The organism is Dryocola clanedunensis (assembly GCF_038405435.1).
GTDB classification, from domain to species: domain Bacteria; phylum Pseudomonadota; class Gammaproteobacteria; order Enterobacterales; family Enterobacteriaceae; genus Dryocola; species Dryocola clanedunensis_A.
Genome location: NZ_JBBYHZ010000003.1, coordinates 168,704 through 188,484, shown reverse-complemented (window position 1 = coordinate 188,484; position 19,781 = coordinate 168,704). Strand labels below are relative to the sequence as shown.

21 protein-coding genes and 1 riboswitch are annotated in these 19,781 nt (G+C 57.9%); of the genes, 6 read left to right on the top strand and 15 right to left on the bottom strand.

The genetic code is table 11. The annotated features are described in order from the left end of the window. Position 1: 1 nt before the first annotated feature. The 4 genes from moaD to moaA all read right to left on the bottom strand — a co-directional run bounded on the left by moaD (position 2) and on the right by moaA (position 2,255). Complete coding sequence (gene moaD / locus AAE045_RS08495; protein ID WP_455547339.1) at positions 2–247, bottom strand: molybdopterin synthase sulfur carrier subunit; 246 nt, start codon at positions 245–247, stop codon at positions 2–4. Next, positions 240–725 (bottom strand): cyclic pyranopterin monophosphate synthase MoaC, encoded by a 486-nt coding sequence (gene moaC / locus AAE045_RS08490; RefSeq protein WP_455547338.1) that lies wholly within the window; start codon positions 723–725, stop codon positions 240–242. The genes moaD and moaC overlap by 8 nt, the downstream gene beginning before the upstream one ends. Positions 726–728: 3 nt before the next feature. Further along, positions 729–1,241 (bottom strand): molybdenum cofactor biosynthesis protein B, encoded by a 513-nt coding sequence (gene moaB / locus AAE045_RS08485; protein WP_455547337.1) that lies wholly within the window; start codon positions 1,239–1,241, stop codon positions 729–731. Between the two features lie 24 nt (positions 1,242–1,265). After that, positions 1,266–2,255, bottom strand: coding sequence for a GTP 3',8-cyclase MoaA (gene moaA / locus AAE045_RS08480; protein WP_455547336.1), 990 nt, complete (start codon positions 2,253–2,255; stop codon positions 1,266–1,268). Then, positions 2,243–2,377, bottom strand: a riboswitch (molybdenum cofactor riboswitch). Its footprint overlaps the gene before it by 13 nt. Before the next feature lie 202 nt (positions 2,378–2,579). Here moaA and AAE045_RS08475 point away from each other — a divergent pair. Beyond that, the gene (locus AAE045_RS08475; RefSeq protein ID WP_455547335.1) at positions 2,580–3,488 is read left to right on the top strand and encodes a gluconeogenesis factor YvcK family protein; all 909 of its coding nucleotides are present in this window, start codon (positions 2,580–2,582) and stop codon (positions 3,486–3,488) included. A gap of 70 nt (positions 3,489–3,558) precedes the next feature. On the opposite strand, the gene uvrB is transcribed toward AAE045_RS08475, so the two are convergent. Then, positions 3,559–5,574: an excinuclease ABC subunit UvrB gene (gene uvrB, locus AAE045_RS08470; protein WP_455427444.1), complete on the bottom strand. Its 2,016-nt coding sequence runs from the start codon at positions 5,572–5,574 to the stop codon at positions 3,559–3,561. An 874-nt stretch (positions 5,575–6,448) separates the two neighbouring features. Here uvrB and AAE045_RS08465 point away from each other — a divergent pair. After that, positions 6,449–7,159, top strand: a complete 711-nt coding sequence (locus AAE045_RS08465; protein WP_455547334.1) for an ABC transporter ATP-binding protein — start codon at positions 6,449–6,451, stop codon at positions 7,157–7,159. A 12-nt stretch (positions 7,160–7,171) separates the two neighbouring features. Here the strand turns inward: AAE045_RS08465 and AAE045_RS08460 are convergent, their stop codons facing one another. The 6 genes from AAE045_RS08460 to bioB form a co-directional block, all read right to left on the bottom strand. After that, positions 7,172–7,693, bottom strand: coding sequence for a helix-turn-helix transcriptional regulator (locus tag AAE045_RS08460; protein WP_455547333.1), 522 nt, complete (start codon positions 7,691–7,693; stop codon positions 7,172–7,174). Between the two features lie 16 nt (positions 7,694–7,709). Continuing rightward, a complete protein-coding gene (locus AAE045_RS08455) occupies positions 7,710–7,970 on the bottom strand; it encodes a hypothetical protein (protein WP_455547332.1) in 261 nt (86 codons plus the stop codon). A gap of 173 nt (positions 7,971–8,143) precedes the next feature. Further along, positions 8,144–8,827, bottom strand: coding sequence for a dethiobiotin synthase (gene bioD, locus AAE045_RS08450; RefSeq protein ID WP_455547331.1), 684 nt, complete (start codon positions 8,825–8,827; stop codon positions 8,144–8,146). Next, positions 8,820–9,578, bottom strand: a complete 759-nt coding sequence (gene bioC, locus AAE045_RS08445; RefSeq protein WP_455547330.1) for a malonyl-ACP O-methyltransferase BioC — start codon at positions 9,576–9,578, stop codon at positions 8,820–8,822. Before bioC ends, bioD begins: the two co-directional genes overlap by 8 nt. After that, positions 9,559–10,713, bottom strand: coding sequence for an 8-amino-7-oxononanoate synthase (bioF, locus tag AAE045_RS08440; RefSeq protein ID WP_455547329.1), 1,155 nt, complete (start codon positions 10,711–10,713; stop codon positions 9,559–9,561). The genes bioC and bioF overlap by 20 nt, the downstream gene beginning before the upstream one ends. After that, positions 10,710–11,750 (bottom strand): biotin synthase BioB, encoded by a 1,041-nt coding sequence (gene bioB / locus AAE045_RS08435; RefSeq protein ID WP_455547328.1) that lies wholly within the window; start codon positions 11,748–11,750, stop codon positions 10,710–10,712. The genes bioF and bioB overlap by 4 nt, the downstream gene beginning before the upstream one ends. 89 nt (positions 11,751–11,839) lie before the next feature. Here bioB and bioA point away from each other — a divergent pair, with 89 nt between their 5' ends. The 3 genes from bioA (at position 11,840) to AAE045_RS08420 (ending at position 15,081) form a co-directional block, all read left to right on the top strand. Next, the gene (bioA, locus tag AAE045_RS08430; RefSeq protein ID WP_455547327.1) at positions 11,840–13,129 is read left to right on the top strand and encodes an adenosylmethionine--8-amino-7-oxononanoate transaminase; all 1,290 of its coding nucleotides are present in this window, start codon (positions 11,840–11,842) and stop codon (positions 13,127–13,129) included. 64 nt (positions 13,130–13,193) lie between these two features. After that, on the top strand, positions 13,194–13,670 hold the full coding sequence (locus tag AAE045_RS08425) for a kinase inhibitor (protein ID WP_455547326.1): 477 nt from the start codon (positions 13,194–13,196) through the stop codon (positions 13,668–13,670). 112 nt (positions 13,671–13,782) lie between these two features. Beyond that, positions 13,783–15,081, top strand: a complete 1,299-nt coding sequence (locus AAE045_RS08420; protein ID WP_455547325.1) for a putative acyl-CoA thioester hydrolase — start codon at positions 13,783–13,785, stop codon at positions 15,079–15,081. A 66-nt stretch (positions 15,082–15,147) separates the two neighbouring features. On the opposite strand, the gene pgl is transcribed toward AAE045_RS08420, so the two are convergent. Continuing rightward, positions 15,148–16,146: a 6-phosphogluconolactonase gene (gene pgl / locus AAE045_RS08415; RefSeq protein WP_455547324.1), complete on the bottom strand. Its 999-nt coding sequence runs from the start codon at positions 16,144–16,146 to the stop codon at positions 15,148–15,150. A gap of 141 nt (positions 16,147–16,287) precedes the next feature. On the opposite strand from pgl, the gene AAE045_RS08410 reads away from it, so the two are divergent. Beyond that, positions 16,288–17,106: a pyridoxal phosphatase gene (locus AAE045_RS08410; protein ID WP_455547323.1), complete on the top strand. Its 819-nt coding sequence runs from the start codon at positions 16,288–16,290 to the stop codon at positions 17,104–17,106. Positions 17,107–17,161: 55 nt separating this feature from the next. On the opposite strand, the gene modC is transcribed toward AAE045_RS08410, so the two are convergent. Genes modC through modA form a run of 3 tightly spaced genes read right to left on the bottom strand, consistent with a single transcriptional unit; the run spans position 17,162 to position 19,685 of the window. Next, positions 17,162–18,220 (bottom strand): molybdenum ABC transporter ATP-binding protein ModC, encoded by a 1,059-nt coding sequence (modC, locus tag AAE045_RS08405; protein WP_455547322.1) that lies wholly within the window; start codon positions 18,218–18,220, stop codon positions 17,162–17,164. Beyond that, entirely contained in the window at positions 18,220–18,912 is a 693-nt protein-coding gene (modB, locus tag AAE045_RS08400) for a molybdate ABC transporter permease subunit (protein WP_455547321.1), read from the bottom strand. Before modB ends, modC begins: the two co-directional genes overlap by 1 nt. Continuing rightward, positions 18,909–19,685: a molybdate ABC transporter substrate-binding protein gene (gene modA / locus AAE045_RS08395; RefSeq protein WP_455547320.1), complete on the bottom strand. Its 777-nt coding sequence runs from the start codon at positions 19,683–19,685 to the stop codon at positions 18,909–18,911. Before modA ends, modB begins: the two co-directional genes overlap by 4 nt. Between the last annotated feature and the right edge of the window lie 96 nt (positions 19,686–19,781).

The following is a 19,781-nucleotide window of genomic DNA, read 5'->3' as shown; positions in this document are numbered from 1 at the left end:
CTCAGCCTCCCGTCACCGGTGGGAAGAAGGCCACTTCGTCGCCGTCTTTTAGCTGATGGTCAAAGCTCACCAACGTCTGGTTTACCGCTGCCAGCAGCTTGCCGGATTCCAGCGCCAGCGCCCAGCGGTCGCTTCTGGCTGCAAGATGCTCACGCAGCTGTTCTACGTCGGCAAAGGCTGCTTCAACCTGAAGGTTGTCGCAGTCCACCAGCTCGCGAACCTGGGCAAAGAACAAAACGTTAATCATGATCTGCCGCCTTAAAGTCGCCGGATTTGCCGCCGCTTTTGGTCAGCAGACGAACCGGGCCGATGACCATGTCTTTCTGCACGGCCTTGCACATGTCGTAAATGGTTAACGCGGCTACGGAGGCTGCGGTTAGCGCTTCCATCTCAACGCCGGTTTTCCCCGTCAGGCGGCAAACGGCTTCGATGCGCACACGGCTGTGCTCAGTTTCGGCTTCCAGGTTAACTTCCACTTTGCTCAGCAGCAGCGGATGGCACAGCGGGATCAGCTCCCACGTACGCTTAGCGGCCTGAATCCCGGCGATACGCGCGGTGGCAAAGACGTCACCTTTGTGGTGGCTACCGTCGACAATCATCGCAAGCGTAGCGGCCTGCATGGTGACAAAGGCTTCGGCGCGGGCTTCGCGCACGGTCTCGTTTTTAGTGGAAACGTCCACCATGTGCGCTTCGCCAGCGGCGTTAATATGGGTCAGTTGCGACATAGTCTATTTCTTGATGTGGGGATGGAAGTTGCAGGGACGCTGGGTGGCATCCAGCTGCTGAAGAATGATGTTTTCCCATGCGGTGCGGCAGGCTTTCGTTGAGCCCGGCATGGCAAATATCAGCGTACGGTTGGCAATACCCGCTACGGCACGGGACTGCAACGTGGAGGTGCCGATCTCTTCGTAGGAAAGCATGCGGAACAGCTCGCCAAAACCTTCGATCTCTCGATCAAAAAGCGGTAAAAGCGCTTCAGGCACCTGGTCGCCGTCGGTAAAACCTGTGCCGCCGGTGATCAGCACAACCTGCACGCTTTCACTGGCTATCCACTGCGATACCTGGGCGCGGATCGCATAACGGTTCTCTTTCACAATGGCTTTGTCGACCACCTCGTGCCCCGCTTCGGTGGCGGACTCACGCAGATAATGCCCCGAGGTGTCATCCTCTTCGGTACGGCGGCCGGAGACCGTCAAAATGGCAATACGCGCCGGGATAAACGCTTCGCTTACCTGACTCATACTTATTCTCCTTAATTTTTGACGCTATCCACCAATATAGGACAGGTTTTGTGTGATGCCGGTATGACCGTCATGCAGGAAATGGGTCTGCTTTTTCTGGGCCAGCACCGACGAGATGCGCGCTTCGAGCGCCTCGCCCTGCGCATCGTCCGCTAACAGGTCGCGCAGGGAGATGCCCCCCTCGCCGAACAGGCAGAGATGCAGGTTGCCGACGGAAGAGACGCGCAGGCGGTTGCAGGTGGCACAGAAGTCTTTTTCATAGGGCATGATAAGACCAATTTCGCCTTGATAGTCCGGATGGCAGAAGACCTGCGCCGGGCCGTCGCTGCGCCCGCTGAGCTGGCGTACCCAGCCGCGCTGCAGCAGCTGGTCGCGAATCGTGGTGCCGGAGATGTGAAATTTACGGAACAGCTCGCCGCCGTCGCCCGTTTCCATCAGCTCGATGAAGCGCAGCTGGATGGGACGCGGTTTGATCCACGCCAGGAAGGTGTCCAGCTCGTGGCTGTTCACGCCGCGCATCAGCACCGTGTTCACTTTGACCTTTTTGAACCCGGCGGCAAAAGTGGCGTCGATGCCTTCCATCACCTGGCGGAATTTGTCCTGCCCGGTAATGGCGTGAAACTGGCGGGCGTCGAGGCTGTCGACGCTGACGTTAACGGCTGTTAACCCCGCGTCGCGCCACTGCTGCACGTCACGGGCCAGGCGATAGCCATTGGTGGTCACCGCCAGCTGACGAATAGCCGCGTTTTCACGCACGGCAGCAATAATTTCGGGGAAATCACGGCGTAAAGAGGGTTCGCCCCCGGTCAGACGGACTTTTTCCGTCCCCAGCGCGGCAAAGGCGCGGGTAACGCGGCGAATCTCATCGACGTTAAGGAAGCTTTTGTTCGCCACGCCGTGCGGCTTGTAGCCGTCGGGCAGGCAGTAGTTGCAACGGAAGTTGCAGACGTCCGTAATGGACAGACGCAGATAGAAGAACTTGCGCGCAAACGCATCGGTCAGTTGTGAAGCCATAAACACCTTTCCAAATACGGGAGATGCAGGCATTTCTTTCTGCACCCTGGTGACCGGGAGGGCCACGGCCAAAGCACCGTATCTTGCGAGTTAGGTCCAGAGGCTTAGTGTGTGTTTAACGATAGTAGCGCGTCAGCGAGAGGTTCGCCATAGCAGCTTTCGCTATATAAACATATACATAACGAACTAATCGTTTAATTTAGCCTCAGAGTACGCGAAAAGCTAACTTTTACCTTGATATACATCATTAACCTCCGAGCCTGCATCGTCTTTTTAACGCTTTTACGCTACCTTAGGCCGGAGAGTTCGACATAAGGAATAGCTATGCGCAGTCGCACATTTGCGGATCTTGATCGGGTGGTTGCACTCGGCGGGGGGCACGGCCTTGGCCGGGTGATGTCCTCCCTGTCCTCCATGGGTTCACGCCTGACGGGTATCGTCACCACCACCGATAACGGCGGCTCCACGGGACGCATTCGACGCTCCGAAGGAGGAATTGCCTGGGGCGATATGCGTAACTGTATAAATCAGTTAATTACCGAGCCCAGCGTCGCATCGGCGATGTTTGAGTATCGTTTTGGCGGTAACGGCGAGCTTTCGGGGCATAACCTCGGAAATTTGATGTTAAAGGCGCTGGATCACCTGAGCGTGCGGCCTCTTGAGGCCATAAATCTCATTCGCAACCTGTTAAAAGTGGATGCTTTGTTGATTCCGATGTCCGAACAGCCGGTTGATTTGATGGCCACCGACGCGGACGGGCATTTTGTCTATGGTGAGGTGAATATCGACAACCTGGCTTCCCCTCCTCAGGAGCTGATGCTTTATCCAACAGCCCATGCGACGCGCGAAGCGGTGGAAGCCATTGCCGAAGCGGATCTGATTCTGATTGGCCCGGGGAGTTTTTACACCAGCCTGATGCCGCTGCTGCTGCTGGAGGATATGGACCAGGCGCTGCGCCGGACGCCTGCCCCGGTGGTGTATATCGGTAACCTCGGGCGCGAGCTGAGCGTGGCGGCGGCCAGCCTGAGCCTGAAAGAGAAGCTGGAAATTATGGAGCAGCGGATCGGCAAGCGGATTATTGACGCTGTGGTGGTTGGCCCGCACGTGGATGTGTCAGACGTGCAGGACCGCGTGGTTATTCAGGAGCCGCTGGAGGCCAGCGATATCCCCTACCGCCATGATCGGCTGCTGCTGCGCCAGGCGCTGGAGAAGGCGATTCAGCAGCTGGGATGATTTTACCCTCATTCCGGCCCTCTCCCTAAAAGGGAGAGGGGGAAAACGAAAGCGTCACCCGACACTGTACTCATGATGCCGCAATAAACAGATCCCGCAGCTGGTGCAGCTGATCGCGAAGCTGTGCCGCCTCTTCGAACTCCAGGTTCTGGGCATGCTCCAGCATTTTCGCTTCCAGCTGATGGATTTTCTGCTGCAGCGCTTTCGGCGTGAGGATGATTTCATCGTCTTCAATCACGCTGCGCGCTTTGCTCTTCATGCGGCCTTTGGTTTTCGCCATCCCTTCGCCAAGCTGCAGGATATCCACCACCTTCTTGTTCAGGCCCTGCGGCGTAATGCCGTTTTCTTCGTTATAGCGCTGCTGCTTCTCGCGACGACGTTCCGTTTCGCCAATTGCCTTCGCCATGGACGGGGTAATTTTGTCACCGTAGAGAATAGCTTTACCGTTAACGTTACGCGCCGCACGGCCGATGGTCTGGATTAGCGACCGCTCCGAGCGCAGGAAGCCTTCTTTATCCGCGTCCAGAATCGCCACCAGCGAGACTTCCGGCATATCCAGCCCCTCACGCAGCAGGTTGATGCCGACGAGCACGTCGAACTCCCCAAGGCGCAAATCGCGGATAATTTCCATACGCTCTACCGTATCGATATCTGAGTGCAGATAGCGCACCTTTTCGCCGTGCTCTTCCAGATATTCGGTGAGATCTTCCGCCATGCGTTTGGTGAGCGTGGTCACCAGCACGCGCTCGTTAATTTCAACGCGTTTACGGATCTCCGAGAGCAGATCGTCCACCTGGGTCGCCACCGGGCGCACTTCAATGATCGGATCCAGCAGCCCGGTTGGGCGAACAACCTGATCGACGATTTCATCGCCGGATTTCTCCAGCTCGTAGTTGCCGGGCGTTGCGGACACGTAGATCGTCTGCGGCGCCAGCGCCTCAAACTCTTCAAATTTAAGCGGACGGTTATCCAGCGCCGAAGGCAGGCGGAAGCCGTACTCCACCAGCGTCTCTTTACGCGCCCGGTCACCGCGATACATGCCGCCAATCTGCGGGATGGTCACGTGAGATTCGTCCACCACCAGCAGGCCATCCGCAGGCAGGTAGTCAAACAGCGTTGGCGGCGCTTCCCCTGGCCCACGGCCGGAGAGGAAGCGCGAGTAGTTTTCCACGCCCGAGCAGTAGCCCAGCTCGTTCATCATCTCTAAGTCAAACTGCGTACGCTGGGTTAAACGCTGCTCTTCCAGCAGTTTATTGTTGGCCAGCAGCACCTTACGCCTGTCCGCCAGCTCGACCTTGATCTCTTCCATCGCCTGCAGAATGCGTTCACGCGGCGTGACGTAGTGGGTTTTTGGGTAAACCGTGAAGCGCTGAATAGCCTGATCGACCTGGCCCGTAAGCGGGTCAAACAGCGAAAGGCGCTCGACCTCTTCGTCGAACAGTTCCACGCGCAGCGCCAGATCGTCAGATTCCGCCGGGAAGATATCTATTACCTCACCGCGAACGCGGAAGGTGCCGCGCTGGAAAGCCTGGTCGTTGCGGGCATACTGCAGCTCCGTGAGACGGCGCAGAATCGAACGCTGATCGATGATCATCCCTTTGGTAAGGTGCAGCATCATCTTCAGATAGAGATCCGGATCGCCCAGACCGTAGATCGCCGAGACGGACGCCACCACGATAACATCGCGGCGTTCCAGCAGCGCCTTGGTCGCCGACAGGCGCATCTGTTCGATGTGTTCGTTAACGGAGGAGTCTTTTTCAATGAAGGTGTCGGAGCTGGGAACGTAGGCTTCCGGCTGGTAGTAGTCGTAGTAGGAGACGAAGAACTCGACCGCATTGTCCGGGAAGAACTCTTTCATCTCGCCATAAAGCTGTGCCGCGAGGGTTTTGTTAGGTGCCAGCACCATGGTGGGGCGTTGCAAATCCGCAATCACGTTTGCCACGGTGAAGGTTTTCCCTGAGCCGGTTACCCCCAGCAGCGTCTGATGGGCAAGGCCATCTTCCAGCCCCTCTTCCAGACGACGAATGGCCTCAGGCTGATCGCCTGAAGGTTTGAATGCGGAATTTAGTTTGAACGCTTTACTCATGCGGGGCTACCTGGTGAAGAACTCGCGGGCCGGAGGATAATTTTACTCGCCCCGGGAAATTTTGCCAGTAAATAATACTGGATGAAAAACCAGTTACGCATAGGCAGAAGTGGATTAGCGGCGCAAATAACGGCGCACTTTGCGCGCAATTTCTACAATGGCGGAATTTATCACTATCAGCAGGCGGTTATCCCCAGATTTTTTTGGTATTTAACATTTGTCAAGCAGCGTCATGTCGGCGGGGGCGGGATATTTGACACTTTTCTTACACGGATTGCTTTTATGTAACCAGCTAATTTAAAAGGATAAAATGCAAAAGACCGGTTTCGCGCCAATTTGCGCGCAGGCCGCGCCCGCTCTCGTTCACCGCTAGTTTTCTAACTCTAATGCACAAGGTTATCCACAGGAATAGTGGATAACTCCTTCCAGGCCTTTTGGGTAGCCGCTCGCAAAAAACCTCACAAACCGTGTTTTCTGACCTAAAAAATTTTTTCCCAAATTTTTTTACCTTTTAAAGCCCGGTTTTTGACCGGTGGCGCGGTATGAGATCGCTCACAAATCCGGGATATATCGCCGCCGTTTCGCATTGTTCTTCTGCACCAAAATCGATAACCCATCGGCACTGCTAAAGTGCAGCGAAACGGCTAAGTATTAGCCTGCACAGGCACACTCACCCGAATTTATGAGGCTATTCTCAAACTTGCACCGTTCCTGCCCTGCCTTAAGAAGATGGCAAGGGAATTGCACTGCTTAACGACTGAACTTAACCCCTCCCTCGGGAGAGATGCAGGAGGCCAGGGTTTGAGGGGTTCAGAGCAGGTCAGAAGCGCTAAGCGGCTTAATGAAGTTTAACCCTGTGTTGAGGAGCTGACGCATGTTGAGTTTACGCGCCGTTAACCAGTTCTATGGCGAGAACCACATTCTGTGGAATCTCGATCTGGAGCTGAGCAAAGGAGAATGCACCTGCGTGCTGGGTGCGCCGGGCATGGGTAAGACCACGCTGGTAAACTGCATTACCGGCTACCTGCCGGTGGAAAGCGGCAGCATTATCTGGAATGAGGCGGGCCTGCCGCCCCAGAATCTGCTGACCAGACCCGTTGAGGACCGTGCCGCGCTGGGGATGAGCTATGTGGCACAGGAACGGCGAATATTTTCGCAGCTGAGCGTGGAGGAGAACCTGCAAATAGCCCTGCTGGCGGGCAACGAGCACGCCCGCGCCATCCCCGATATGGTTTACCAGCTCTTCCCCGAGCTCTATTCCCTGCGCCACGTCAGAGGGGGTGAGCTGCAAAATGATTTACAGCAGCGCCTCGCCCTGGCGAGGGCGCTGGTTACGGAGCCAAAGCTGCTGATCCTGGATGAACCGACGCTGGGGAGCGGACAGCGTTTCATCCAGGAGCTGGGCGGAATTATCCGCCGCCTGAACCGTGACTTTGGCCTGACGATACTGCTTGTCGAGCAGCGGCTATCGTTCATCCGCCGCGTCGCCGACCGGTTTTGCCTGCTGCACCGTGGCCGCAACGTGGCGCAGGGCAAGGTTGAGCTGCTTGACGATAAGCTTGTCGCCAGCTGGATGGCGCCTTAGCCGTAGCCCCGGCTAGTGCAGCTTACCCAGCTGGTTTTGCAGCGCGGCATCTAACGCGGCCAGCTCACGCTGAAGGTTGCACTGCCGTGTCACGGCTGACAGCTCAAGCAAGGGTAAAGGCACCTGCGTGACTTTGTTTTGGCGCAGCCAGCGCAGGACGCTTTCCAGGTGCCACAGCGCGGTCTTTCCGTCGTGTACCGGGGCAGGAAACGCCGCACGGTTGACCATGACCTTGCGCATGTACTGCCGGGAATAGCCCAGCAGTTCGGCGACGTCCGTTAACCCCACCAGGTCTGGCGTGACCTCAACAAGCGCTGCGCCACGGACAGTGCGTTTGACGTCCTCGATAGCGGAGACCACGGCCGCCGTCGCCGTTGGGGCTTCGCGGATAAAATCCAGCGCAATGCGTCCGGTGACGCCGATGCCAATCAGCGCGTCGTCACAGCCGTTTGCTCCCAGAGCTTCTACCCAGACGGCGGGATCCTGCTGGCCTTCGGGCAGGGTAAAAATCAGCGTAAAACTGAATTCTGACATCTCTTTCTCCTTGTCGTTAATGCTTAACCGCCTCAGCCGCATTCTGGCTACACTTGTCGACCACGCGTCTGATCAACCGGGCATGATTCCCCGCGTTTCGCGGCGTGCTCCAGATGCAGCTGATGCAAAACTCCCCGCAGCGACAGGCTTTATCATTCCACGGGCAGAACATTCTTCCCCAGCAGTGTGAGCCGCCCGGCAGTATCCGCCAGCCCTGGCTTTCCGCGTAGGTTAATGCTGCTTCGATTTCCTTCTGCGGATGGATGCGACGCGCCATAAAAATCTCCTTATAAATATCCCACATCAGTTGTCATATGACAACCCTAATGCGCAGATAATTTATAGGTTATTGTTCACGTCGGGAAGCGTGTTTTTTGAGCCGGGAAGCTTTCTGAAATAGCGCCCGAAGTTATTTTCGGGCGTTGCAGAGGTAGTGCTCAGAATTGCGAATCAGCCCGCAAGCGGGGATAAATCAAGGTAGTGACCAAGGGCTGAATTTTCTTCCAGCGCGGGCAGGTAAGGGATCTCTCCCAGCAGCGGCGCAGGCAGCAAGCGTTTCAGGGTGGCCATATATTCCGCGTGGCGCTTGCCTGCTGGCTGCACGTCGTTGGCAATCCAGCCTGCCAGCGGCAGCCCCGCGCTTTGCACGGCCCGCGCCGTTAACATGGCATGGTTAATACAGCCAAGCTTAACGCCAACAACCAGAATCACGGGAAGCTGCTCCTCGATAACCCAGTCAGCAAATGTGGTGCTTTCAGAAAGAGGCGTAAACCAGCCTCCTGCCCCTTCGACCTGCACCCAATCTGCCAACCGGCACAGTTCGTTGAGACCAGCCGAAAGCGCAGGAAATTTTATTGGCCTGCCCTCCTCCGCGCTGATGATATGCGGGGAGGTCGGCTCCAGAAATGCCATAGGGTTAACCTGTTCATAGCGGAGAACCTGATTGCTGTTGCGCTGCAGGGCCAGCGCGTCTCCATTACGGATCCCCTGCGGCGTCATTTCGCTGCCGGAGGCCACCGGCTTATAGCCCGCCGTACGATAGCCAGCCATTCCCGCCGCCTGCAATAAGGCGCAGCTGGCCACCGTTTTACCGACTTCGGTATCCGTGCCGGTCACAAACCATTTTTTAATCACGTTCAATTACTCCAGAAACCAGCCGCCAGGTTAACGGAAATTCGCCGTTTTGCTGCGGCCAGGCAAGGCTCAGGCGCTGTAGCTGCTGACGGGTCATCAGCGCGTTTTTACGCCCGTCGTGAAGATGCGTAGCGCCGATACCTTTTAGCGTGCGCATGGCGCTCATCACATCCGGAAAAGACTGGGTTATTTCTTCTAAATGGACTGTCGCCCGCCAGCCTGCGCAGGCAGTCTCAATCTCGCTTTGCGATAAAAAAGCGTTGGCGTGCGGACGGTCGTCCACCGCCTGCCATGCCGCATGCAGTTCGGGCAGCGAGCCTTCAGCTACCGTGGTAAAAGCGACTCGCCCCCCGGGGCGGGTCACCCGGTAAAGCTCGCTCAGCCCTCTGCGCAGGTCACTGCACCACTGCACGGCCAGGTTGCTCCAGGCAAGATCCACCTGCTCGTCTGCCAGCGGCAGCGACTCAATGTCGCCCTCCAGATAGACCTGCGCGGCCTGATTCTCACGGGCCTGACTGAGCATGGTTGCCGAGAGATCCAGCGCCGTCACGCTGCTGCCCTGCACCTGCCAGTAACGGCTGAACCAGCCGGTGCCGCAGCCTGCATCCAGTACTTTTGCCGCCGTTACGCCAGCCAGACGGCTGATAAGATAGTTACCGCTAAGGCGCTGAAGCTCGGCAAAGTTGTCGTAGGTAGTCGCGGCGCGTCCGAACGCTTTTGCCACGGCGAGTTTATCCACGGGTTTCGTCATACAGCGCCTCCAGTAACGTTTCGATATCACGGCTTGTATGGCTGGCAGTGAGCGTGACGCGCAGGCGCGCGCTGCCATTCGGTACTGTCGGTGGCCGAATGGCAGTCAGCCAGAAACCCCGTTCACGCATTCCCGCTGCAAGCTCCAGCGTGCGGGCGTTTTCCCCAACTATCAGCGGCTGAATGGCGGTCCGGGAATCTATCAGCGCGAGCGGCAGCCGCGCCGCACCTTCCCGAAACTGCGCGATGTGTTCCCGCAGACGTGAACGCTGTTCATCCCCGTTGCGAATCACGGCTAACGCTGCTGAAAGCGCCGTGGCCTGGGCGGGCGGCATAGCGGTGCTGTAGATGAGATGGCGGGCAAACTGCAGCAGATAATCTGCGACATCGTTACTGCACAATACCGCCGCCCCGCTCACGCCAAAGGCCTTACCGAACGTGATGACCAGCAGGTCAGGCTTGATCTGCCGGTGGTGACAGCTCCCCCGACCTTCATCACCCAGCACGCCGATTCCGTGCGCGTCATCCACCATCAGCCAGCCACCCGCGCTACGCGTAGCCGAGGCGATAGCCTCCAGCGGAGCCTGGTCGCCGTCCATGCTGAAAACGCCCTCGGTCACCACCAGCTGCTGGCCTTCACAAGGCAGGGCGAGAAGATCGGCAAGAGAGTGAACGTCGTTATGGGCAAATCGCCGCAGCTGCGCCGGGCTGTGCCTCGCCGCTTCCAGCAGCGAGGCGTGGCTGAGCCTGTCCGCAAGGATTCGGTCCTGCTTTTGCGCCAGCGCGGTGATGACGGCCTGGTTTGCGGCAAAGCCAGAGATAAACAGCAGCGCGCGAGGGTAGCCAAGCCAGCCGGCAAGCTCCTGCTCAAGCTGGTAATGCGCGGCGCTGTAACCCGTTACGTGCCCGGAGCCGCCGCTGCCTGCGCCGTATTTCTCCGCCCCCGCCTGCCAGGCGCGGATAATTTCCGGATGCTGGCTGAGCCCCAGATAGTCATTGCTGGAAAAATTGAGGTGCTGCTTTCCATTCGCGACCAGAAAGCGTCCGCTTCCCCGCTCGTTTACCTGTCGGGTGCGGAAACTGTCGCTGGCCCGCCGGTCGGCAAGCGCCTGTTCAACTCTGGCCTGCCAGCTCATCTCGCCGCCGCGTTGTAATACTTGTCGGTGTCGGCGTTGAGCAGCTGAGCGGCCAGCTGCTGCTGCTGTTCGTTATCCCCTGCTTCCGTGGTCGTCTGCTGCGGGTTCAGCCCCAGCTTGCGGAACAGCTGAACGTCTTTGTCCTCTTCCGGGTTAGGCGTGGTGAGCAGCTTGCAGCCGTAGAAGATGGAGTTTGCGCCCGCCATAAAGCACATCGCCTGGGTCTGCTCGCTCATCTGCTCGCGTCCCGCCGAAAGGCGCACAAAGGAAGCTGGCATCATGATGCGCGCAATCGCAATGGTACGAATAAAATCAAAGGCATCCACGTCGTCGTTATCCGCAAGCGGCGTGCCCTTCACTTTCACCAGCATGTTGATCGGCACGCTTTCCGGCGGCGTCGGCAGGTTCGCCAGCTGGAGCAGCAGGCCCGCCCGGTCTTTGACCGTTTCACCCAGGCCGACAATCCCGCCGGAGCACACTTTGATGCCCGCATCGCGAACTTTACCCAGCGTATCCAGACGTTCCTGGTAGGTGCGCGTGGTGATGATGTTGCCGTAAAATTCCGGCGAGGTGTCAAGGTTATGGTTGTAGTAATCCAGCCCTGCCGCCGCCAGCCGCTGCGCCTGGGCATCGGTTAACGTGCCCAGCGTCATGCAGGTTTCCAGCCCCATTTCACGAACGCCCTGCACCATCTGCTCCAGATACGGCATGTCACGATCGTTCGGGTTCTTCCAGGCCGCGCCCATACAAAAGCGGGTGGAACCAGCGTTGCGGGCTTTGCGAGCGGAGTCCAGAACCTGTTCAACCTCCATCAGCCGCTCCGACTCCAGCCCGGTTTTATAGCGCGCGCTCTGCGGGCAATATTTACAGTCTTCCGGGCAGGCGCCGGTTTTAATCGACAGCAGCGTGCTGACCTGCACGTGCCGGGGATCGAAGTGCTGACGGTGGATTTGCTGCGCTTCGAAAAGCAGATCCAGCAAAGGTTTTTCAAATAAAGCAGTGACCTGCGACATTGACCAGCGAGCGTGGTGAGCCATGGGGCGTCTCCAAAAGGGGTGTTGTTAGCCGTTGATTGACGTTATACTTGTAAACCTAAATGTTTTTAAAATGGTTTACAAGTCACCTTATGACGCCTGCTGATTTAACATTCGACCAACAACATATCTGGCATCCCTACACGTCCATGACGCGCCCGCTACCGGTCTACCCGGTAGTTTCGGCTGCTGGCTGTGAGCTGCAGCTTGCAGATGGCAGGCAGCTGGTGGACGGTATGTCATCGTGGTGGGCTGCGATTCACGGCTATAACCATCCGCGCCTGAACCAGGCGATGAAAACGCAGATTGACCGGATGTCCCACGTCATGTTTGGCGGCATCACCCATCCCTCTGCGGTGGCGCTGTGCCAGAAGCTTGTCGCCATGACGCCGGAGCCGCTTGAATGCGTATTCCTGGCCGACTCGGGTTCGGTGGCCGTTGAAGTGGCGATGAAAATGGCGCTGCAGTACTGGCATGCCAAAGGCGAACCTCGTCAACGTTTTCTGACCTTCCGCCACGGCTACCACGGCGATACCTTCGGCGCGATGTCCGTCTGCGATCCGGATAACTCCATGCACAGCCTCTGGCAGGGATATTTACCCGAGCACCTGTTCGCCCCGGCTCCCCAGTGCGGTTTTGAAGATGACTGGGATGAGATGGACATCGTGCCGTTTGCGCGCCTGATGGCCGCCCACCGTCAGGAAATCGCCGCCGTGATCCTTGAACCTGTCGTGCAGGGGGCTGGCGGCATGCGTTTCTATCACCCGGAATGGCTGCGCCGCATCCGCAAAATGTGCGAGCGCGAGGGCATCCTACTGATTGCCGATGAAATCGCTACCGGCTTTGGCCGCACCGGTAAATTTTTCGCCTGCGATCATGCCGGTATTTCGCCGGATATTATGTGCCTGGGCAAAGCGCTGACGGGCGGCACAATGACGCTTTCGGCTACCCTCGCAACCCGCGAAGTTGCGGAAACCATCAGTGACGGCGAGGCGGGCTGCTTCATGCACGGCCCGACTTTCATGGGCAACCCGTTGGCATGTGCTGTCGCTGCGGAAAGTCTCGCCCTGTTAGATGAGGGCTGCTGGCAGGAACAGGTTCAGGCTATCGGGGAGCAGCTTAAATCCGGGTTAAAACCTTTGCAGCAATGCGAGCAGGTTGCAGATGTTCGCGTGCTGGGAGCCATTGGCGTTGTGGAAACGCATCATCCGGTGGATATGGCCGCGCTCCAGGCGTTCTTCGTCGACCAGGGCGTGTGGATCCGCCCGTTCGGCAGGCTGATTTATCTGATGCCGCCTTACGTTATCGCCTCTGAACAGCTTGCTAAGCTCATCGCGGCGGTTTCCGCGGCCGTGAAAAACCCGGCATTTTTCAGACGCTAACCGTCTGCATCCCCTGCCCGGATGCACTACAATTGGTGGATCTTTAACTTGCAAGGAGCGGTTTATGAAACTGATCAGTCAGGATATCAAAGAGGGCGAAAAACTCCCTGCCCGCCATGTGTTCAACGGCATGGGCTACGAGGGGGATAATATTTCTCCGCATCTGGCATGGGACGATGTGCCAGCGGGAACCAAAAGCTTTGTGGTTACCTGCTATGATCCGGATGCGCCTACCGGCTCAGGCTGGTGGCACTGGGTCGTCGCAAACCTGCCTGCCGATACCCGCGTGCTGCCGCAGGGCTCAGGTTCGGATCTTGTCGAGTTACCGGAGCCAGCCGTTCAGACCCGTACCGACTTTGGCAAAGCGGGATACGGCGGCGCCGCGCCGCCAAAAGGTGAAACCCACCGCTATATTTTCACCGTTCACGCTCTGGACGTTGAAAAGCTTGAAGTGGATGAAAATGCATCAGGCGCAATGGTGGGCTTTAACGTCCATTTCCACGCGTTAGGCAGCGCTTCCATCACCGCCATGTTCAGCTAATCCCGTCTTTATGAAGCCGATTGCATAAATCGGCTTCCCGTTTCGCTCAACTTAGTATAAAAATGCAGGCCTTTGGCATCCCCCTTTTACCCTTTCACAGCAAGGAGCAACCTTGAACACATTATCGGTTACTCGTCGGGCCGCCGCGCTCGCTTTTGCCGTCGCCTTGAGCGCCTGTAGCTCAACGCCACCAGAAGACCGTCCGTCCACCCAGGAAGCTCCGGGCAGCCAGTCCCGTCCGATCCTGTCCGCGGATGAAGCGCAGAACTTCGTACCGGCACGCTACTTCTCTTCCATGAATAAAGACGAAGCGCCCTGGGCACCTTCTTCTATCCGTCTTCCCCAGCAGCCTGATTTCGTGGTCGGCGCTGCGGGCGGTGAGGGCGTGACCCATACCTCTGTTCAGGCAGCGGTTGACGCGGCGATTGCGAAACACAGCAGCTCGCGTCAGTACATCGCCATTCAGCCGGGCGAATATGCGGGCACCGTTTATATTCCGGCTTCTTCCGGTAGCGTGACGCTGTACGGCACCACCGACAACGCCGCAGACGTAAAAATCGTCCAGCCGCTGGATTCTGAAATTGACGTTGCCACCTGGCGTCGCACCGTGAACCCTTCAGGCAAATATATGCCGGGTAAACCAGCCTGGTATATGTTTGATAACTGCCAGAGCCGCCGCGCCGCCACCGTTGGCGTGATGTGCTCCGCCGTCGTCTGGTCCCAGAACAGCGGTCTGCAGCTGCAGAACCTGACCATCGCGAATACCCTGGGCGACAGCGTTGACGCATCAAACCATCAGGCCGTTGCGCTGCGTACCGACGGCGACAAAGTTCAGCTGAACAATGTGCACCTGCTGGGCCGTCAGAACACCTTCTTCGTGACCAACAGCGACGTGCAGAACCGCATGTTAGCGAACCGCCAGACACGCACTCAGGTCACTAACAGCTACATCGAAGGCGATGTGGATGTGGTTGCCGGTCGCGGTGCCGTGGTATTCGATAACACCGAATTCCGCCTGGTCGATACCCGCACGAAAGAAGGCTCCGTTTTTGCCCCGGCTACCCTGCCGAACATGTTCTACGGCTTCCTGGCCATCAATAGCCGCTTTACCGCTGCTGGCGATAACACCGCACAGCTGGGCCGCACCTGGGATATGGAAGCGTCTGAAAACGGCTACACCGCCGGGCAGACTTCTAACGGCCAGGTTGTCATCCGTGACAGCGCGATCAACGAAGGTTTCAACTCAGCTAAGCCGTGGGGCGATGCGCTGGGATCGAAGCGTCCGTTTGCTGGCAACGTTGGTACCAAAGGCGAGAAAGGCGAGATGCAGCGCGATCTGAATGATACTGCCGCTAACCGCCTGTGGGAGTACAACAACCGCGGCGTGGGCAGCAAGGTAGTCAGTGAATAATTTCACCGCTTCCTGAAAATTAAAAACCTCGCAGACGCGAGGTTTTTTTTATGCTCTTTCCCACGGTTAGTGGGCGTTAACCACAACCCACATCGGGCCCTGGCCAACCGCATAGCGCCCCTTCTCTTCCAGCAGCCCCTGCTCGCCTTTAATCTCGTAGACCGCGATATGGTGGGATTTCTGGCCTGCGGCAATCAGGTATTTCCCGCTGTGATCGACGTTGAAGCCGCGCGGCTGGGTTTCCGTCGGCTGGTAGCCTTCGACAGCCAGTACGCTGCCGTCCTCGGAAACGCTGAATACGGTGATGACGCTGGCGGTACGGTCACAGGTGTAGAGGTGACGCCCGTCCGGCGTAATATGGATATCGGCCGCCCAGCGGGTGTCCGCAAAGTCCGGCGGCATGATGTCGAGCGTCTGCACGCATTCAATTTTGCCGTTAGGATCTTTCAGCTCCCACACGTCTACCGAGCTGTTCAGCTCATTCACGCAGTACGCATATTGCTGATTAGGATGGAACGCCATATGGCGCGGCCCGGCCCCTTCCACGGTGGTCACTTCAGCCGGGGTTTGTGCCGTCAGCGCGCCGTCGTCAGACAGCGTAAACAGACAGATGCGATCCTGTTTCAGCGCGGGCACCCACAGCGTGCGGTTGTCCGGGGAGATGTTCGCCGAGTGGCAGCCTTCCAGCCCTTCAGCCTGGAACACGACGTTACCCGGCAGGCCGTCCTGACCCAGCGGGGTCACGCTGACGCTGCCTGCGTTGTAGGAAGCGCTGAACAGGAATTTACCCTGGCGATCGGTTGAGATATGCGTTGGGCTACCCGGCAGCGCGGCGGCACCGGCTTCGGTCAGGCGGCCATCATCCGGTGCGATACGGTAGGCAATCACCCGGAATTCAGGGCGCACGCCGACATAAAGGAAGCGCTTATCGGGGCTGATAACCATCGGCTGGACCTGGCCTGGGGCATCCACCACCTGAACGAGCGTCAGCTCGCCCTGTGAATTCAGTGACCAGACATGGATTTGCTGGCTTTCGGGGCTGGCGGTATAGACTGTTTGTTTCATGAAATCTCGTTCCTCCCAACGTATTGAGTAATAGTCACAAGGGTAGTCCGTTTTGCCGCTCTGGGTCACAATTTTGCACAATGCGCCAGGCGGTGTACCATCGGCTTAGACCTTACGGCTTGAATTTGACTGGAATAACAAATGACTTATCGAGTAATCGCCCTGGATCTGGACGGCACCCTCCTGACGCCGCAAAAAACCATTCTGCCGGAGTCGCTGGCGGCGCTTGAGCGCGCCCGCGAGTCGGGCTACAAAGTGGTCATCGTGACCGGTCGCCATCACGTTGCCATTCATCCTTTTTATCAGGCACTGGCTTTAGATACACCTGCAATTTGCTGTAATGGCACCTATTTGTATGATTATCATGCAAAAAAGGTGCTGGCCGCCGATCCGTTGCAGCCGGACCAGGCGACGCAGCTGATTGATTTACTCGATGCGCATGACGTTCACGGGCTGATGTACGTCGATAACGCGATGCTCTATCAGCGTCCGACGGGCCACGTAATCCGTACCGAAAACTGGGCGCGGTCCCTGCCGGAAGCCCAGCGCCCGGTGTTCCGCCACGTGGGCTCCCTGCGTGAAGCCGCGCATGAAGTGGACGCCATCTGGAAATTTGCGCTGACCGATGAAGATATTCCGAAGCTGCAAACCTTCGCCCGCTCGGTCGAAGAGCAGTTGGGATTAGCGTGTGAATGGTCGTGGCACGATCAGGTGGACGTGGCGCAGAGCGGCAACAGCAAAGGCAAACGCCTGGCGCAGTGGGTGGAGTCCGAAGGGCTGTCAATGGAGCAGGTCATTGCGTTTGGCGATAACTTTAACGATTTGAGCATGCTCGAGGCCGCAGGGCTGGGCGTCGCAATGGGCAACGCCGACGAGGCCATTAAGGCACGCGCTGACCTGGTAATTGGCACAAACCTTGAAGCGGGCATCGCCGGGACGATTTATAAGCATTTAATATAGTTGCAATAAACGGTGGATGACGCTGCGCTTGTCCACCCAGCTAATACCGAATCTGTCAGGTTGTTATCGACACGCTTTTAACCTGTGCGTATAGCCACTGTCCGGGTTTAATAGCCAGCTCATCCCGCGCCCACGGGCTGATGCGCGCCCACAGCATTCTGCCGCCCACTTCCAGCTGGACCTCAACCTGCCCTTCATCGTCGTAACACTGCGCGACCTTCGCACGCAGCACGTTACGGATGCTGCTGTTGACCGGCGGCTGAAGGATCAGCGAAACGTCTGAAGCCTGTATGCGGATGCGCAGCGGGGACTGCAGCGGCTTATCCAGCCTGTTGACCCACAGGTGCTGATCGCCCAGCGCCAGCGCGGTCATCGCGTAGTGCGGGTGATGCTCAAGCACCGTCACCTTCAGCACGCTACTTTGCTGCTCTTTTGGCAGCCAGGGGTGCATCACGCTGCTGCCCCACACCTCTTCCAGGTTGCCGAAGGCTTTCACCTCGCCGCCGTCCAGCACCAGCACCTTGTCCGCCAGATGGAGGATCTCTTCCAGCGAGTGGCTGACGTAGAGCATCGGAATATTTATTTCACGGGCAAGCCGCTGCAGGTACGGCAGCAGTTCACGCTTGCGGGGGATGTCCAGCGAGGCCAGCGGTTCGTCCAGCAGCAGCAGCTCCGGCGAGGTCAGCAGCGCCCGCCCGATAGCCACGCGCTGCTTCTCGCCGCCGGACAGGCTCCACGGGAAGCGGTCTAACAACTCTTCAATGCCGAGCAGCGCCACCAGCTTATCGAACTGGTCTGACGCGCTTTTCACCATGCCATATTTCAGATTGCCGCGAACTTTGTAGTGCGGAAACAGGCGCGCATCCTGGAAAACGTAGCCGATGCGGCGCTTTTCAGGGGCGAGAAAACGTTTATTCTCCGCGTCGCTAAGCACCCGCTCGTTGAGCACAATCTTTCCCTGCTCCGGCCGCGTCAGTCCGCTTATCGCATTGATCAGCGAGGTTTTTCCCGCGCCCGATACCCCGAACACAGCCGTGATGCCCTGCCCCGGCAGCGTTTCGTTGATTGCCAGCCGGTGGTCGCCCAGCGTCTGCACAAAGTTAAGCTCCAGCATTACTCAGCCCCTATCCGTTTGCGGCTCTGGCGCGCCAGCCATTCGGCCACCAGCAGGGAAACCATCGCCAGCACGATGGAGATAATGCACAGCCTTGCGGCCGCACTCTCGCCGCCCGGCGTCTGAATCAGGGTGTACATCGCCGAAGGAATGGTACGCGTTTCCCCCGGAATGTTGGAAACGAAGGTAATAGTGGCACCGAACTCGCTCAGCGATCGGGCAAAGGCCAGCACCGTCCCGGCGATAATGCCCGGTAAGGTGAGCGGCAGGGTAATTGTGCAGAACACGCGCCAGCGCCCGGCCCCCAGCGTGCGGGCGGCCTGTTCTAGTTTGATATCCACCCCTTCCAGCGCCAGGCGAATCGCCCGCACCATCAGCGGAAAGGACATCACGGCGGCGGCCAGCACGGCCCCCCGCCAGCTGAACGCGAAAGTAATGCCAAACACGTCGTAAATCCACGCCCCAAGAAAGCCGCGGCGGCCCATGGCAACCAGCAGCAGATAGCCCACCACGACGGGGGGCAGCACAAGGGGAAGATGAATAATACTGTCGAGTAAGGCCTTGCCCGGGAAGCGGCATCGCACCAGCACCCAGGCAAAGAAGATCCCAAAAGGAAGGCTAAACAGCACCGCCAGGGTGGAGACTTTCAGGCTCAGCAGCACCGCCTGCCATTCGGGATCGGTCAATATCATTGTTTAGTCGTAAATCCGTAACGTTGGAAGATTGCAGCCGCTTCCGGTCCTTTCAGGTAGCCATAGAACGCGGTAACGGTTGGGTTATCGTGGCCTTTAACAATGGCGATAGGGTATTCCACTTTCTTATGGGAGTCTTCCGGGAAGGTTCCTACGACCTTCACGCCCTTGCTGGCAACGGCATCCGAGCCGTAGACAATACCCAGCGGCGCCTCATCGCGCTCCACCAGCGCCAGCGCGCCGCGCACGTCCTCAGCAGGAGCGAGTTTCGGTGATAGCGTATCCCAGGCACCCAGTTTTTGCAGCGCTTCTTTAGCGTAAATCCCGGCAGGAACGTGGTCAGGATCGCCCACCGCCAGCCTTCCCCCCTTCAGCAGTGCGGCCCAGTCAGTTTTGGCGTTGATGTCTACGTCGCCCACCTTGCTGTCTTTCGGTGCGACAACAACCAGGCTGTTGCCAAGCAGCGTTTCACGGCTGTCGGTTTTAATGGCGTCTTTGCTGACCGCGTAATCCATCCATTTCTGATCGGCAGAGATAAAAAGATCCGCAGGCGCGCCCGCTTCTATCTGGCGCGCAAGGGTGGAAGAAGAGGCGAAGGAAGAGGCCACTTCAACATTCTTGCCTTTCTGATACTGGGTGGCGATATCCTGCATCGCGTTAGTCAGCGACGCGGCGGCGAAAACGGTGATTTTGCTGTTATCGGCAGCTGCCTGACCGGCAAGACTGACGCTCAATGCTGCGCCTAAAGCGAGACGTACCCACTGCTTAGCCATGTTATTACTCCACTGAGTTTCGTTATGTAGCCATTAATATAACGATACTGAACAGGAATATACAGAACTTATCGGCAGAAAAAGAAAGGGCTTTAA

Bases quoted from the DNA above. Each gene is read 5' to 3' on its own strand.
- moaB (WP_455547337.1), bottom strand. From the start codon at position 1,241: ATGAGTCAGGTAAGCGAAGCGTTTATCCCGGCGCGTATTGCCATTTTG.
- AAE045_RS08475 (WP_455547335.1), top strand. From the start codon at position 2,580: ATGCGCAGTCGCACATTTGCGGATCTTGATCGGGTGGTTGCACTCGGC.
- moaA (WP_455547336.1), bottom strand. From the start codon at position 2,255: ATGGCTTCACAACTGACCGATGCGTTTGCGCGCAAGTTCTTCTATCTG.
- AAE045_RS08460 (WP_455547333.1), bottom strand. From the start codon at position 7,693: ATGTCAGAATTCAGTTTTACGCTGATTTTTACCCTGCCCGAAGGCCAG.
- moaC (WP_455547338.1), bottom strand. From the start codon at position 725: ATGTCGCAACTGACCCATATTAACGCCGCTGGCGAAGCGCACATGGTG.
- bioC (WP_455547330.1), bottom strand. From the start codon at position 9,578: ATGACGAAACCCGTGGATAAACTCGCCGTGGCAAAAGCGTTCGGACGC.
- AAE045_RS08425 (WP_455547326.1), top strand. From the start codon at position 13,194: ATGAAACTGATCAGTCAGGATATCAAAGAGGGCGAAAAACTCCCTGCC.
- bioF (WP_455547329.1), bottom strand. From the start codon at position 10,713: ATGAGCTGGCAGGCCAGAGTTGAACAGGCGCTTGCCGACCGGCGGGCC.
- modB (WP_455547321.1), bottom strand. From the start codon at position 18,912: ATGATATTGACCGATCCCGAATGGCAGGCGGTGCTGCTGAGCCTGAAA.
- bioA (WP_455547327.1), top strand. From the start codon at position 11,840: ATGACGCCTGCTGATTTAACATTCGACCAACAACATATCTGGCATCCC.
- AAE045_RS08455 (WP_455547332.1), bottom strand. From the start codon at position 7,970: ATGGCGCGTCGCATCCATCCGCAGAAGGAAATCGAAGCAGCATTAACC.
- pgl (WP_455547324.1), bottom strand. From the start codon at position 16,146: ATGAAACAAACAGTCTATACCGCCAGCCCCGAAAGCCAGCAAATCCAT.
- moaD (WP_455547339.1), bottom strand. From the start codon at position 247: ATGATTAACGTTTTGTTCTTTGCCCAGGTTCGCGAGCTGGTGGACTGC.
- modC (WP_455547322.1), bottom strand. From the start codon at position 18,220: ATGCTGGAGCTTAACTTTGTGCAGACGCTGGGCGACCACCGGCTGGCA.
- bioB (WP_455547328.1), bottom strand. From the start codon at position 11,750: ATGGCTCACCACGCTCGCTGGTCAATGTCGCAGGTCACTGCTTTATTT.
- AAE045_RS08410 (WP_455547323.1), top strand. From the start codon at position 16,288: ATGACTTATCGAGTAATCGCCCTGGATCTGGACGGCACCCTCCTGACG.
- uvrB (WP_455427444.1), bottom strand. From the start codon at position 5,574: ATGAGTAAAGCGTTCAAACTAAATTCCGCATTCAAACCTTCAGGCGAT.
- AAE045_RS08465 (WP_455547334.1), top strand. From the start codon at position 6,449: ATGTTGAGTTTACGCGCCGTTAACCAGTTCTATGGCGAGAACCACATT.
- modA (WP_455547320.1), bottom strand. From the start codon at position 19,685: ATGGCTAAGCAGTGGGTACGTCTCGCTTTAGGCGCAGCATTGAGCGTC.